At 56.6% G+C, this 14,225-nt stretch carries 12 protein-coding genes and 1 tRNA gene; 7 read left to right on the forward strand and 6 right to left on the reverse strand.

What is annotated here, in order from left to right; translation table 11 throughout:
• The first annotated feature begins 14 nt into the window (after positions 1-14).
• Positions 15-91 (forward strand) — tRNA-Met (locus ACR0DB_RS19055).
• On the opposite strand, the gene ACR0DB_RS19060 is transcribed toward ACR0DB_RS19055, so the two are convergent.
• From ACR0DB_RS19060 to ACR0DB_RS19085, 6 genes are all read right to left on the reverse strand, one after another.
• On the reverse strand, positions 48-1,712 hold the full coding sequence (locus ACR0DB_RS19060) for a recombinase family protein (RefSeq protein WP_480552602.1): 1,665 nt from the start codon (positions 1,710-1,712) through the stop codon (positions 48-50). The two genes, ACR0DB_RS19055 and ACR0DB_RS19060, sit on opposite strands and share 44 nt — an antisense overlap.
• Positions 1,709-2,821, reverse strand: a complete 1,113-nt coding sequence (locus ACR0DB_RS19065) for a hypothetical protein (protein ID WP_480552523.1) — start codon at positions 2,819-2,821, stop codon at positions 1,709-1,711. Before ACR0DB_RS19065 ends, ACR0DB_RS19060 begins: the two co-directional genes overlap by 4 nt.
• Positions 2,818-4,491 (reverse strand): tyrosine-type recombinase/integrase, encoded by a 1,674-nt coding sequence (locus tag ACR0DB_RS19070; protein ID WP_480552524.1) that lies wholly within the window; start codon positions 4,489-4,491, stop codon positions 2,818-2,820. The genes ACR0DB_RS19065 and ACR0DB_RS19070 overlap by 4 nt, the downstream gene beginning before the upstream one ends.
• Positions 4,492-4,607: 116 nt before the next feature.
• Entirely contained in the window at positions 4,608-4,832 is a 225-nt protein-coding gene (locus tag ACR0DB_RS19075) for a helix-turn-helix domain-containing protein (RefSeq protein ID WP_480552525.1), read from the reverse strand.
• Positions 4,833-5,072: 240 nt separating this feature from the next.
• A complete protein-coding gene (locus tag ACR0DB_RS19080; protein WP_480552526.1) occupies positions 5,073-5,915 on the reverse strand; it encodes a hypothetical protein in 843 nt (280 codons plus the stop codon).
• 554 nt (positions 5,916-6,469) lie between these two features.
• Positions 6,470-7,519 (reverse strand): helix-turn-helix domain-containing protein, encoded by a 1,050-nt coding sequence (locus ACR0DB_RS19085; protein ID WP_480552527.1) that lies wholly within the window; start codon positions 7,517-7,519, stop codon positions 6,470-6,472.
• Between the two features lie 185 nt (positions 7,520-7,704).
• Between ACR0DB_RS19085 and ACR0DB_RS19090 the strand changes: the two genes are divergently transcribed.
• The 6 genes from ACR0DB_RS19090 to ACR0DB_RS19115 all read left to right on the forward strand — a co-directional run bounded on the left by ACR0DB_RS19090 (position 7,705) and on the right by ACR0DB_RS19115 (position 14,116).
• Positions 7,705-9,222 carry an amidohydrolase family protein gene (locus tag ACR0DB_RS19090; protein ID WP_170356694.1) on the forward strand — a complete coding sequence of 506 codons (1,518 nt, stop codon included), beginning with the start codon at positions 7,705-7,707 and terminating at the stop codon, positions 9,220-9,222.
• A 52-nt stretch (positions 9,223-9,274) separates the two neighbouring features.
• Positions 9,275-10,660 carry a metal-dependent hydrolase family protein gene (locus ACR0DB_RS19095; protein ID WP_170356695.1) on the forward strand — a complete coding sequence of 462 codons (1,386 nt, stop codon included), beginning with the start codon at positions 9,275-9,277 and terminating at the stop codon, positions 10,658-10,660.
• A 73-nt stretch (positions 10,661-10,733) separates the two neighbouring features.
• Positions 10,734-11,135, forward strand: a complete 402-nt coding sequence (locus ACR0DB_RS19100; protein ID WP_170356696.1) for a hypothetical protein — start codon at positions 10,734-10,736, stop codon at positions 11,133-11,135.
• 27 nt (positions 11,136-11,162) lie between these two features.
• Positions 11,163-12,335 carry a dipeptidase gene (locus tag ACR0DB_RS19105; protein WP_170356697.1) on the forward strand — a complete coding sequence of 391 codons (1,173 nt, stop codon included), beginning with the start codon at positions 11,163-11,165 and terminating at the stop codon, positions 12,333-12,335.
• Between the two features lie 121 nt (positions 12,336-12,456).
• A complete protein-coding gene (locus ACR0DB_RS19110) occupies positions 12,457-12,786 on the forward strand; it encodes a DoxX family protein (protein ID WP_170356698.1) in 330 nt (109 codons plus the stop codon).
• Between the two features lie 76 nt (positions 12,787-12,862).
• The gene (locus ACR0DB_RS19115) at positions 12,863-14,116 is read left to right on the forward strand and encodes a carbohydrate porin (protein WP_480552528.1); all 1,254 of its coding nucleotides are present in this window, start codon (positions 12,863-12,865) and stop codon (positions 14,114-14,116) included.
• Positions 14,117-14,225 lie beyond the last annotated feature (109 nt).

Consider the following 14,225-nt stretch of genomic DNA (forward strand, 5'->3'; position numbering starts at 1 on the left):
AAATCTGACTCTGACGCGGGATGGAGCAGCCCGGTAGCTCGTCAGGCTCATAACCTGAAGGTCGCAGGTTCAAATCCTGCTCCCGCAACCAACGATATTTGCGAAACCGCCTCAGCCATGTCGGCTTGGGCGGTTTTTGCTTTTTTGCCAGACGCTAAGGCGAGAATGCCGGCAAGATCTCCATGCAGATCAATGTCATATCCATCTTCAGATGGTGTCAGCACCACTTTATCGATCAGAGCGCGCAGCGCCTCGGCAGCTTCGCTGCGTACGTCGGGCTCATTGAGGGCGTTGGCAAGATCGCTGACTTTGGAGTGATAGAGCCTCGACATGTTGGGGTGCAGCACAGGTTGGGGCGCTGGCGCCGCGTTCAAGTCATTTTCCAATTGGGCTTTCCTCGCTTCCAACTCAGCCATTTTGTCTTTGACGGTCGACGCCGGTGCCCCGTCGATCAGTGCTTGAACCAGACGAGCCAAAGCGTGATTGGTCTTTGCGAGTTCGGCTTTCTTCGACGCGCGAGACGATTGTGATGTGGATCTCAACCGGTTGGTCTCTGTGACAAACTCCTCGCAAAAGGCATTGAACAGTTCCGGGTTCATCAATTGGTGAGAAAGCGCAGAAAGAACCCTTTCTTCAACTTTGGTTCGTGCAATGGACTTGCGATTATCGCACGTGCCTTTGTTGCGCGCAGAAGAGCACCCGATGTGGGTTTGTGAAATCACAGACACGCCGCCACCACAGACACCGCAAGTAAGAAGACCTGATAGCAGGTACCTTGCCCGTCGGGCGCGGCCCAGTGCGTACCCCCGGTTGGTCCGCTTAGGGAGAGCCGTTCTTTTTTGGCGTGACTTTGCAGCGTCCCAAAGTTCCTGTGGAATAATGCGCAATTCCGGTGTCGGCACTGAAATCCAGTCTTCAGGCGGGTTGAGCCGTGAAACCCGGCGCCCGGTTTTAGGATCTTTGAGGTAGCGAAGCCTGTTCCAAACCAGGCGGCCAACGTAGAGCTCATTGTTCAATATGCCGGTCCCGCGGCTTATGTTGCCGTGAATGGTGGAAGCGCCCCACGCCTTTCCTCTTGGACCAGGAACACCGTCTTCATTGAGAGCTTGGGCAATTTTGCGTGGTGAAATGCCCGCCACATAGTCTTCAAAGATGCGGGTGACTATGATTGCTTGGTCTGGATTGATTTTGCGTTCACCGGTTGCTTGTGAGCCGTCGGCCTCCAGGCGTCGCACGACATCATACCCGTAGCTGTTCCCACCTCCTGATCGCCCAGCTTCAACGCGACCGCGCAGACCGCGACGTGTTTTGTCTGCGAGATCCTTTAAGAACAGAGCGCTCATCGTGCCTTTTAACCCGATGTGCAATTCAGATACCGGGCCTTCGGAAAGGGTGACGATCTGAACGCCAGCAAATGCCAAACGCTTGTAAACACCTGCAATGTCTTCCTGGTCACGAGAAATGCGATCAAGGGATTCCGCTAGAACAAGATTGAACTTGCCAGCTGACGCATCTTCCAGAAGGGATTGAATGCCTGAGCGGATCAGGCTCGCGCCTGAAATCGATCGGTCACAGTAGCTATCCACAATGGTCCAACCTTCGCTCCCCGCGCGTTCGTGGCAAAGGCGGAGTTGATCTTCGATCGATGCGTCGCGCTGATTGTCGGAGCTGTAGCGGGCGTAGAGAGCAACGTGTGGTGTTTGTTCAATCATCTGCGACTCCGTCGTTTGTAGGCATTGGCGTTGGCAACACCGAACCCCATAGCGTCAAAATATTTTTTTGCAGCATCGTTCTGACGTGCCTGATTGTAGTGCCTCTCAGAGCTTCGAAGAGTGCTATGGCCCAGAATTGATTTTGTGACACCAACGTCCTCACCGCTGTGGGTTGCCACATAAGTCGCCGCGCAGTCACGAAAAAAATGCGGTCCAATGCGAACCGCAAATTTCTCTCTTGTGCGTTTGGCGATGACTTCGCCAAGTTCCTTGTAAGGCATCACCTGACCGCTGCGACCCACCCAAAGCTCTGAACACGCCGTTTTTCGCTCTTGTGCCGTTGTTTTTTGGCTCTGATAGGTCAGCAAAATGGAGCGTCCGACGTTCAAGTAGAATTCGAGGTCAGCCCGCAGGATTTCGGGGAACGGGCCTTCCCAGTGCTGCTTGGTTTTAGAAAGCTCCGGCGGGATGTGAATGCGCCATGCGTCCCCGACTTGTTTGATGTGCTGACCGATTTGAAGTGAGCCAAATGCTCGGATGCGTAGCGGGCGAAGAGCAAGGAAGCTGATCGCAAAACCATCTCGGACCAAGAGTGCACCGTGAATGGGACGATTCTCAATCAGCGCGAGTCCCTCATTTTGTAGGTCACGCCCCAAGTTCAAAAGGTCGCAAACGGCAACAATCTTCGAGCTTTTGTTTCGAGAAGGCACAGCCTTCCAGCGCAAATTGCGCTCCATAGTGCACAGAACGGACCTGTCTACATTCGGCCAGGCAACCCGGCAGTAGCTGAGCAGGTCTTTAAAATACGTATGTACCGATACCGGACTGACTCGCACCCTTAGAAAATCCAAATAGGCAAGTAGGGTTGCTTCGCCAATGTTTGAAGGCACAACTGGCACATTTACATGCCTTTCAACAAGAAGCCATTTAAGGAACCTGCCTACAGTCAATTCTACCTTCTCCTGGGTAAAAGCACTCCAGGAAGCAGCCGGGCCACTTCCATCAAGTACGTTGCCTGGTGTCTTGGCGGCCACCCAGGCCTGCTTATCCTCGGGTGACCATTCGCAAAAGGGTAGGGCACTGTAGCTGATCTTGAGGGGCGCTATCATGATCTGCGCCTCCCATCACGTGATCCCGAGGCACCACCAAAAACGATTTCATCGTACAGGCTTACGGCTGCCTCAGTCTCCATACCCGCATAGAACTGGATGGTAGTTTGAATCCACTTATGCCCAAGAAGAACTCGCACCGTCTCGTAATCGCCAGGTCTCTTCTGCAGGTACAAAAAACCGCAAATGTGGCGAAACTGATGGGCAGTAAGCCTGATGCCCAGCTCACGCTCGCATGTCACGGAAATCATCTCTCCGAGGCCTTGCTTGGCTCTTGGTCCACCCTGCTTGCCAGGGAACAATACGTCGCACCCAGGGGCTGCAATCTGACGCCAAATCCGATCCAAGTAGCGATCGATCATTGACGCCACGCGGTCAGGTAACGGGTAGTCCAGTATCTTATGGTTTTTGACTTCGTCAGCTTCAAAAACCAATGCGTATGATTTTCCTCGGCGCACCAGATTCCTGGACAAGGAGATGTTGTTCAGGTTCTTCAAGCGGATCGGAGCCGCTTGTAGGATCGCAATTGCCAGCGCTGCACTTGCGCGAAACACTTCGATTTGCGAAGGGTTTTTGACACGCAGGTTTTGGTTAAAAACCTTCTTTGGCAGGTTCTTAAAGCGCTGGATCAACTCAGGGTCTTTGAGTTGGGCCAAGGTCTCGCGATTACGCGATGTCATCTCAGTTTGCTCGTAATGCACACGACGGCATAGTTCGCTAAAGGCTTTCATTGCAGTCTCATCGAGCTTGACCCAATGGCGTGCCACGCTGCGCAAGTCGGTCGCGTAGATTTGGGTTTGCCGGTTTGGCTTGCCCTCTGTCCTCTCCAGATACCAGCCCAGAACAGTTTTGGCGTTGTCGTACTCCACAAGCACCGCCAAAGAGACGACCCGCTCAATTGGCAAGCCCTTGAGGACGAGAATCGATGCCGCACGCTTGAGGTTCTCAACCCGCTTCTGGGCTGACACTAAGCGTTGGGGCGGAAGGGTGCGAATTTGCAAGACATCGTCCGCGATTAGGAATTTATAGAAGTCCTGGAGGTCCTTCCGAAAGCTCTCGGGAAAGTCTTCGTGCGGGATTTGAAACCCTCTCGCCCGGTTCAGACCGGACAATTGCACCTTTGGCCAAGCCGGGACCTTGGTCGCGTACTCGTTCCATCTTTTTATTAGCATCTGAAACTTCGCGTCCGCCTTCGAGAGAAGACTGTGGTTGGCCACGCGATCATAGTATTGGTCTATGGTTTCCTGAGTCACCGCTGAAGGTGGCACCCCGGTCTTGCTGCACCACCTCATGAAGCGGATTAGAACGCGACGATCGGGTTGTCTCAAGATCATTTCGTTTAAGATTGCCCATTCCGCGGTCAGAGGCGCCTTTAGGCGCAAAGGTTCGAGTTCGACACCGCTCACAATGAGCGCGAGACCAAACGCCGAACGGATGTTGCTAAACCGCTTTTGGCTCATACCAAACCGTCCGGGCTGGCCCTGTTCCAACGCAATTCGAAACGCTGCGATATTGATAGAGATCCCGCTTGGCGGCATGGCGAGCATCTTCGAGACCGCTTTGACAGCTGAGTCCATCGCGGACCTCTGACTTTTGGTCAGATGGTCATTGTTTTTTAGTTGCTTGAGCACACATTCTAGTGTGACTGGCTCGAACAGTTCATGTCTCATGTTGTCTCCTGAAGACAGATGTTGAAAATTGGGAAAACACTCGCTGAAGAAAATCACATACTCTTCCTGGAGGGTTTCCACGCACAGAGATTGACCCGCTGAAAACAAACAAGAAATCAGCGCTGCCGGTATGGTGGCGTGCGACGATCAGTTTTGTGCGTGCGCACAAAACTATCGAGGTCGTAGGGCGTAACCCTTACGACGCGTCCAACCTTCACCGAGCTTAGTTTGCCGAGCTCGATCCAACGAAAAACGGTGCGATGAGCTACACCAAAGTAGTTAGCAACGTCAGCAACACTGAGCATGCCTGCCAGGCCCTCTGGGTTCGGTTTATTGGTCACCGGCTTCATCCTCCAATTTGCCTTTTGACGGGTCAGAGAGACTTTCTTGCTCGTGATCGAGCCATTGCCTGGCCGCAGAACGAGCAATGACGCGCACGAAATCGTGGAGTCGATGAATTAACTCCAGATCTTCTGACGATGTCTTATGCTGTGTTTTGTCTCTCATAGTCCGGTGTCTACGAGAGGGTCGTGCGGAGGGCAGGGGCAGAACGCAGGAAAAATATTTGGTCTGTTTTGCCCCTAGTCGGAACTTTGTCTTCGTTGTTTTACGAATCTCTTGATGGCGCTTTCCTTTAACTCGGAAAACTCGGAGGTCGCTTTTGATGACCCAAGTTTTGCAAATTGCGAAAACGTTTCCGTACAAAGGTCCACGAATGGACCGTCCTCACGAATGGGTGGAGGTTTGTCAAAAATTTCCTCGTAAAGATCAAAGAGCTTTCTCAATAGGTGATTTCGGGCCTTGTCGGCACCTCGACCTTTGGGCCTGTGAGTATCTTCCAAATCTTTGCTCAAAGTGGAAGCAACAGCCTTGAGAATCTCAGACAAGGAGTGGATTGGCGATTTTACGTAGCGCAAGTGTTGTGGATCCAGGTTGCTGGCAACATCACGGTATTCCAATAACTCGCGCTCAATGTCTGGGAATTCACCTGAACGCTCGTCAGTGCTGCTTAGCGCGACTTCTGAAAAAATTTGTTTGCTTGCTTCTGAGGTCGTCAACGCTCCAAGCAGGAAGCTTGTATCCGAAGAGATGAACACTTCATCTAAAATCCAATCACAATCCTTTGCATGTTCTGCAGCGACGTTCAGAGCCTTCGATAACTCCTCCAGATTTTTACGAGACTCATGTCGAACACTGCGATCCCGACTGTTGAAAGACCCTTGACAGCCAGCCTCTTTAAGCTCCTTCCTTAGCTCATACAGAGCTTCCGCTTCCTCGAAGATGTTTGTTAAGCCCGTCTTGAAGAAGTATGCTTTTTCGTCATCAAGCCCCAAACGAACACAAAGACATTCGATATTTAGTTCTGAAATCGCGCTTTGAACAAAGTCACTAGAATGACGGCCCTTTGAAGTTTCTGACGGCATCTCAGTTCCCTTTATCGGCTACTATAGCATCAGCACAGACTGTGCCGAACTAAGAAACGAGGCGCTTATTTTGAGCCATCAATATTCTCTGCGGGACCTTTACCCAAAATCTCGAAAGGTCGGACTATTCTCTCAACGACCGCGAGATACATAGCGAGTGGGGTATCAACAAACTCGGATAGACAAAGCCGGATCTAAATTGACACCCAAAGGCTCACACTGGACACCTCCAATTACAGAGAGGTTAATGCCAGCGAGAGTCCATTTATTTGCTTTGAGCTTCAAATTGCGAATTGCCGCTTCATGGCACAAATCAGACATCTTACAAAAACACTCAGATGACCGCACCGAGCCCGAAGGCGACTTAGAAATTAAGTGCAGCATTTGTCGCTAAGGGCGGCAAACGGAAGTTCGCTGCGGATAGCACGGAGGTCTCCTTTCCCATCGATTGCTCCCGGCGAAGGGCTCGCCGGTTCATGCATCTCTTCGGCATTACCTTGGGCGACCGAGGTCCCAAGAGATTTCGGTAGCTGAAAAGTCGCAGCGGGGTCAGGCTAATCTGCAGGCGCACCGGCAATTTGGGCCTCTTGTGCCTCCTTCTTGCGCCAATCTTTCGGGGACATGCCGAAGTTCCGCGTGAAAGCACGGGTCAGGGCCGATGTTTCGGATAAGCCGACCAATTGGGCAATCTCTTTGATCGAGTGATCAGACCCGGTGAGCAACTCCGAGGCCCGTTCCATCCGGAGTCTGTTGATCACCTTGGAAGCCGTTGTCCCGTAGGAGGACAAGCGCTTGTTGAGCACCTTGGTGGTGATGCTGCACATCCGGGCGGCCTCGCTCACCGTCAGCGCCGGATCGGACAGCCTTGACCGCACGAGAATTTCGAAGCCTTCGAGGTAGTCCAGGGGCACATCGACCTGAACCGGTTCTTCGATATCATTGTCGTGGTTCGCGAGGACCTCGGGGTTGATTGGAAGCGACAACCAGGCCACCGGAAAGCGGATCGAGAATCCCCTGTTGTTGCACTTGATGCCCCGCACGCCATGAAACTGCTCCGGCAATAGGGTCGGGTCACACAGGCGCAGAACAACCTGGGTTGGATCCCATCTGAAGTCGAGAACGCGGTGCAGCAGGGAGATCCAGATCCCAACGAGAAAGGCGTCCGAATGGCTCGGCGACGCCTCGGGTTCGAAGTTGCGGCTGGTGGTGAAGTAGGCGTGTTCCTCCTCGATCACGAGCCGGAAGGACACCGCGTTGCTTTCCTTCGAGACGATCTGGGTGAACCGGGTGAAGAAATCGCCAAGGGTCACCGACTGGCCGAGGAGCGCGCCACGCGGCAGGAAGTTCAACAGGTCTGTCTGTTGCCCAGCCAATGCGCAGATATCTGGCCGTGTCACATCGGCGATAGTGGTCAGCGCTGCATAGACCGTGTCATGCGGGATGAAGGCGGCCGGGTTCAGGACCTGTTCCTCGCACAGACCATGCAGCCCAAGCGCGAAGGCGGGGTCCACATCGAGCCGCCGCATCATCGCCACGACCGGACCGAGAACCGTAGCACGCACGAGGGACAATCCGTCCTTTTGTTCTCCTTGCGGCATCCACATCACCCTTTCGCTCTCCACCACGCTACGGGCGCGCGCGCCTGAAGGCCAAGCAGAAATTGGCTGAAATTGACCGGATCGGGTCAGAAAAACGCACCACGGGATCAGCGGGTCAAAAGAATCTCGGGGCACATGTGCATAGTGGGAGGACCGGTCCGCAGGAAGACCGACCCTTGGGAGGACACCGAATGACAACACTCAACCTGAAGGCGTTGCTGCCGGCCATGTCCATGGCAGTTGCGTTGACGACCACCGCTATTGCGCAGGATATCCCCAACATTCCATCAGAGGTCACGCTGTTCAAAAACGTGATGGTCTTCGACGGGGTGAATGACGGCTTGAAAGATGTCGACGTGCTCGTCGTCAAGAACAAGATTCACAAGATTGCAGAGGGCATTCCCGAATCCGGGACATGGGAGGTCCAGGTACAGACAGGCGGAAGCAAGCGCCTGCCCGACCCTGTTGGCGGTATCGACGGCTATTCTTTCACTGTCCAGACCGAACGCGGAATCGAGACCAAAGAGGTCGAGGTCAATGTGATCGACGGCGGCGGACGCACCTTGATGCCGGGCCTGATCGACAGCCATGTGCATGTGAATATGTACAAGGATGGCACGATCCCGGGCCTTCAGGACACGACTTGGGAAGAGATCGGCGCACGTTCTGCGGCCTTTGCGCAGGAAATGCTGGCGATGGGCTTCACAACGGTGCGCGACATGTGCGGTGCACATGGTGGACTTCGTGCGGTAATCGACGAGGGTTCGCTTCCCGGACCACGGATCTACTCATCCGGTGCCTGCCTCAGCCAGACCGGTGGTCACGGCGACTGGGGGATCGCCGGGCAGCGCAAGAACGAAAGCAATCTTGAACGTCTGGAGATCACGCGGCTTGTCGACGGCCCTGCCGAAGTACTCCACGGCGCGCGGCGTAACTTTGCGCTTGGGGCCAACTACCTCAAGATCATGGTCAGCGGCGGTGTGACCTCTATCAAGGACCCGATCTACCAGTCCGCCTTTACTGACGCGGAGATCGCCGCAGCCGTCGAGGTGGCCGGGGACATGGACTCCTATGTCGCCATGCATGTCTTCATGGACAGCGACCTGTCGCGCGCGCTCGATCTCGGGGTCAAGGTGGTGGATCACGGCCTGACCATCACGGAGCCGACCATGCAGAAGCTGGTGGAAAAGGGGGCATTCTTCTCGCCCAACTTGACCGCGCTGGCGCCCGAGGCGCTGGAGCATCCGATGCATCAGGACCCGACCTTCCCGCCGACGGCGAAGTTCCTGTGGTTGCGGAAAAACAGCGAGCAGTTGTTTGATCTGGTGCGGAAGTACAAGCCGAAGATGGTGTTCGATTCCGACTACGTGCTGCTGACCGGTGTGCCGTACCGGCAGTCGATGGACTTCACCAAGGCTTTCATGGCGCGTGAGTTCGGCAACCTCTGGGCCTTGCAGATGATGACCTCGAATGGCGGCGAGCTGGCCGCGCTGACGGGACGCGGAAACCCCTATCCCGAAGGCAAGCTCGGCGTAATCGAAGAAGGCGCCTATGCCGATATCCTCATCGTTGACGGAAACCCGCTCGAAGACATCACGGCCATCGGCGCTGTCGATACATGGTTTGATGCCGAACCGCGCGGGCAGGAGGTGCCGAGCATTCGCGTGATCATGAAGGACGGCAAGTTCTACAAGAACACGCTGGACTGAACGTTTCGGCGGGGCGCTGGCCCCGCCGTCAACCTTCCGGAGGGGCAAACTCATGAAGCATATTTTCAAGTCCACATTGCTGGCGGGAGTGGTGACGCTCGCCGCAGGCATGTCCTTTGCGCAGGACGAAGCGCTGCCGCAGACCCTGTTCACCAATGTCCATGTTTTTGACGGCGTGAACGAGGCGCGGATCGAAAACGCCAGCGTTCTGGTCGAAGGCAACCTGATCAAGGAGATTTCGACGGACGGGATCGAAGCGCCCAACGCAACCATGATTGACGGCGGCGGGCGCACGCTCATGCCGGGGATGCACGACCAGCATGTGCACCTTACGGTTTTCAACCCGCTCAGCGACGGGTTGCGCCAGAACATCACGCCCTTCCATCTTGGCGGCGTCGCAACGATCCGGTCCGAACGCATCCTGATGAACGGATTCACGACGGTTCGCGATCTGGGCGGACCGGCAAAGTCCATCGCGCGGATCATCGATACCGGCATGTTCCCCGGCCCGAGGATCTATTCTTCCGAGGCTTTCATCACGCAGACATCGGGCCATGCCGATTTCCGTAAGCTGAACGACCGGCATCCTACCCTGTCGGGGCAAGGTCCATTGCATTGGGTCGACACGGATATGAGCTTCATCGCGGATGGCCCGGAGCAGATCCGCATGGCCGTGCGCGAGAACCTGCGCCGCGGCGCAACCCAGATCAAGATCATGGTCAGCGGTGGTGTGACCTCGGAATTCGACCCTCTGCATTCACTGCAATATCAAGACGACGAAATCCAGATGGCGGTGAAAACGGCCGAGCAATGGGGCACCTACGTGACCTGCCACGTGTTCACCGAACAGGCGATCCGCAACTGTATCGACAACGGGGCAAAAACCGTCGAGCACATCCCGTTTCTGACTGCCGAAGTGGCCGAAGAGATGGTCGACAAACAAGTCATGTTCGCAACTGCGGTAGCACCGGTCTACTCGGTTTCAACCGAGCAGGCAGAGGCGTTTTATACGCCAGCCTCGTTCGCCAAATGGAAGAGCGTCCGTGACGCCGCCGCCAACATGATCGAGGTGATCCAGACGACACCGGGCATGATCGACCTCTACACGCTAGGCACCGATCTCATCAACAACTGGGACCAGACACTTGAGCAGGACAAGAAAATGAACGACGAGTTCAAATACCTGCACGAGGCCAAGTTCAAACCCTTTGACATTCTGCGGATGGCCACATCGAACGGCGCCCGCATGAACCGGCTTACGGGCCTGAACAACCCGTACCAGGATGGCCCGCTCGGCGTGGTCGAGGAAGGCGCTTACGCGGATCTCCTGCTGGTCGATGGCAACCCGCTCGAAGACATCCTGCTTCTGGCCGATCCTGATCCCAACCTGAAGGTCATCATGAAGGACGGCGTGATCTACAAGAACACGCTGGACTGAGGTGAGCACGGGGCGGTCTCCCTCGTCCGCCCCGCGTTTTCATCCGACACAAGTATCCGGGAAAGGACAGACTGTGAAACATCTCGCCTTTGGTACTCTCATGGCCCTCTGCGGCTCGATGGCCACCGCCGAAGACGCTGCAAACATGCGCACCTTTCTGTTCATCGGCACTTCCAACAGCGCCGCCTGGGAGATGCAGATCGCCAATCCCGGAGACCGCGCGGCCTCGGTGAAAGGTGGGATCGAGGCGCTCGGTGGAGAGCTTCTGAGCTACTACTGGGGGCTGGGGAACGGGAAGAACTACATCACCGTGGCCCTTCCGGACGACCCGACCTTCATCCAGGCCTTTTATGTCAGCCGCCTCGGCGACGGGCTGCTGACCGAATACCAGATGATCGAGTTGATGAGCAGCGCCGACATGGCCGAAGCCCTCGAGCGGGTGCAGGAGATCAAGGCGCAGGACGATCTCAAGTAACCGAAAGACGACGGAGAGGACGACACAATGAAACGAACAACAGGGCTTGCTCTTGCAGTGGTGGTTCTGGGTGGCCCGGCAATTGCTCAATCCGCGCCAAGCGACGAGGAGATCGCCGCCCGCATCGAAAAACTGGTCGAGATGGCCGACCCGCGCGGCGATGAGGCGCGTAGGGGCGATCTGGCATATCGGGAGCGCTATGCCGACGCCTTCATGATCGACGCGTTGGCGGTCGGATCGCCGGGGTTCGAGAGTATTGCTTTCCTGCTGAAGGATTGGGAGAGCCTTGCGGATCATTACGAGGGGTCCGGGTTCGCGGCCTTCAGCACGACAATTTCGAACGGCTCGGAAGGCGCGCTCGCGGTGCTGGAACGTATCGACGTGATGCAGAAATGGGTCGAGGAGAACGCTGAGCGCTTCGTGATTGCCACGACCGTTCAGGATCTGCGGGATGCCAAGGCTGCCGGAAAGGTCGCGATCATGCTCAATTCCCAGAGCATGGACATGCTGGATGAGAACCTCGAAAACGTCCAAAGATACTGGGATCTCGGCATCCGGCAGATGAACTTCAGCTACAACCAGACCGGCGCCTATTCCGCCGGCATGGTCGCCAACGATCCGGCTATTCCCGATAACGGCGTGACCGAGTTGGGCTACAAGGTCGTCGCCGAGATGAACCGTGTTGGCATGATCGTCGATTGCTCGCATTCCTCCTGGCAGACCTGCCTTGACGCCGCCGAGATCACCGCGAAGCCGATGATGATCTCTCACAGCAACTCTGATGCGCTCTTTGGCAATTTCCGAAACGTCACGGACGCGGCCATCCGCGCGGTTGCGGCAACCGGCGGCGTGGTGTGTGTCAATTTCCTTGGCGGCTTCCTGAATCCGCAAGGGGACGCCACCCCCAAGGCGATAGCCAAGCATATCGACTATATCGGCCAGATGGTCGGCAAGCAGGCGACATGTTTCGGTGTTGACTACGTGGAGAACTACGGTGTCGCCCTCGGTCCGATCATCAGCAACCCGGAGAAATACCCGCCGGCGCAGGGCTATGGCCTGCCGACGCAAATGGCGCCGCCCGCCGATGCCTGGGCTGTCGCGCAGGTTCTGGAAGACGAGCATGGCTGGAGCGAGGCCGAGATCCGCGCGTTGATGGGCGAAAACCTCATGCGCGTCTACGAGGCCAACTGGGGCGGGTAGGTCTTCTCCAAGGCTGCGAAAGTGTTGCGTTGGGCGGTCAATTGATCGCCCGAGCAGGGGACGAACAGGGAATGGAACACCAGATGATATTCAACCATGCCCGCAGGGGCCGGCGACACTCATGTTGATGATCGCAATTGGCCTGCTGTCCGCGTTCTTCTTGTTCGCCAGTTCGATCAAGATCCTTGGCTGGCAGAAACTCATCTTCGAAACGCAACTGGCGATGTTCGTCAAATACGGGCTGAATCGTCAGATCATGGCGCTTGTCGGGGTCGTCGAGCTGTTTGGGGCGGTGGCGATCTGGTTTCAGGGCAGCCTGCTCGGGCCGCTCGGGGCCGCCGCCCTTCTGGGCACGTCGCTTGGCGCAATCGGCTGCCACCTGATCTGGGACACATGGAAAGACGGCGTGCCCGCCATGATTACCGCCACCTTGTCGGCCTTGGTTCTCTAGTCCGGTCGGGATGTGGTTCTGGCGATACTTGCATAAACAGGCCGAAGAAAACCAAAAGCAACAAGAGAGAACTGACATGGGACAGGCAAGGCTTCTCGGTACGGTCATCGTTGCTGGCTTCTGGGTCTCAACCGGAGCCATCGCGCAGGAAAGCCCGCCACCCTCCGCCCTGGAGGCCGCCGCCGCAGTCTCGCTGGGTGGCCCGGCCTCCACGCAGGCCCAACTGGAGCAGGACCGGATCCGACGGTTGCAGGACTCTCGCTGGCCGGGGCTGGATGCCGCATTGGACCCCTTGGAGGCATCGCGACAAAGCTTTGCCGAACGCACCGGCCTGAACCTTTCCTTCGATTACCAGGCCTATTATCAGTCTGCGACCGAGAGCCTGACCGATATCGAAGAAGCCGCTTTGGGCCAGGCCCGCATTCTTGGCCAGTGGACGCTGCTCAACCGCGGTGGTGAAAACCCCGGGCAACTTGTCTTCTCATTGGAGAACCGCCACCTGCTTGGCACAGACATTGCGCCCGGAGGGCTTGCCGGAGAGATCGGCTATGCGGGCGTCACCGCAACGACTTTCAGTGACACCGACACGACCCTCTCCGTCGCCTACTGGTCCCAGACTCTCGCCGGCGGGCGTGCCGGCTTCGTGGCCGGCCGGATCGATCCGGGAGACTACTCGGACATCCTCGGCTACGTGAACCCACGCACCACGTTTTCCAATTTCTCGATCCTGTTCAGCCCGGTCCTGCCGCTCCCCGATCCCGGCTTCGGAATCGCGGGGGGCGGTTTCCTGACCGACCAGATCTATGCCCTCGGTGTCTTGTCGGACGCGAACGGCTCGCTGACCGATGTCGAGTGGTTCCCCGGTGGCCCCGAATTCTACAAATACGCCGAGATCGGATGGACCCCCGAACGCTCGAAGCGTTTTCTAACCAACGTTCACCTCGGCGTGTTTCACGTCGACGAACGCGCAGAGGCGGGCCTGCCGGAAAGTTACGGGGCGATCCTGTCAGCCAACCACACGATAAACGAGGAGTTCATGATCTACGGACGTTTCGGCTGGTCGGAGGGGGAGGCGCCGATCGCCCGGCGTGCGGCCAATGCCGGTCTTTTATGGCGGCCGGGCCTCTATGACGACCTGTTCGGGTTCGGCGCAACGGTCGCTGCCCCGGTGGATGAAACACTCGACACCCAGACGACGATGGAAACCTTCTACCGGTTGGACCTGTCGGACAATGTCGCCCTGACGGCGGATGTCCAGCACCTGATCAACCCGGGCTTCAACGATCAGGACCCGACCGTGTTCGGCCTGAGGCTGCGGATCAATCTTTGACCCGCAATGACTTTCGGCGCGCATTCCCGATGCCCGGCGTCCGTGCCGGTTGTCGAAGCGGTGCCTGGTCAGGCAGTGAATTGACCTGCCTGGTTACAACAGTCTGCGG

The organism is Ruegeria sp. AB6 (assembly GCF_056542685.1).

What these genes read in the sequence shown, in the direction of transcription:
- ACR0DB_RS19095 (WP_170356695.1), top strand. Translation starts at nt 9,275, where the DNA reads ATGAAGCATATTTTCAAGTCCACATTGCTGGCGGGAGTGGTGACGCTC.
- ACR0DB_RS19080 (WP_480552526.1), bottom strand. Translation starts at nt 5,915, where the DNA reads ATGCCGTCAGAAACTTCAAAGGGCCGTCATTCTAGTGACTTTGTTCAA.
- ACR0DB_RS19070 (WP_480552524.1), bottom strand. Translation starts at nt 4,491, where the DNA reads ATGAGACATGAACTGTTCGAGCCAGTCACACTAGAATGTGTGCTCAAG.
- ACR0DB_RS19065 (WP_480552523.1), bottom strand. Translation starts at nt 2,821, where the DNA reads ATGATAGCGCCCCTCAAGATCAGCTACAGTGCCCTACCCTTTTGCGAA.
- ACR0DB_RS19060 (WP_480552602.1), bottom strand. Translation starts at nt 1,712, where the DNA reads ATGATTGAACAAACACCACACGTTGCTCTCTACGCCCGCTACAGCTCC.
- ACR0DB_RS19110 (WP_170356698.1), top strand. Translation starts at nt 12,457, where the DNA reads ATGTTGATGATCGCAATTGGCCTGCTGTCCGCGTTCTTCTTGTTCGCC.
- ACR0DB_RS19105 (WP_170356697.1), top strand. Translation starts at nt 11,163, where the DNA reads ATGAAACGAACAACAGGGCTTGCTCTTGCAGTGGTGGTTCTGGGTGGC.
- ACR0DB_RS19090 (WP_170356694.1), top strand. Translation starts at nt 7,705, where the DNA reads ATGACAACACTCAACCTGAAGGCGTTGCTGCCGGCCATGTCCATGGCA.
- ACR0DB_RS19085 (WP_480552527.1), bottom strand. Translation starts at nt 7,519, where the DNA reads ATGTGGATGCCGCAAGGAGAACAAAAGGACGGATTGTCCCTCGTGCGT.
- ACR0DB_RS19115 (WP_480552528.1), top strand. Translation starts at nt 12,863, where the DNA reads ATGGGACAGGCAAGGCTTCTCGGTACGGTCATCGTTGCTGGCTTCTGG.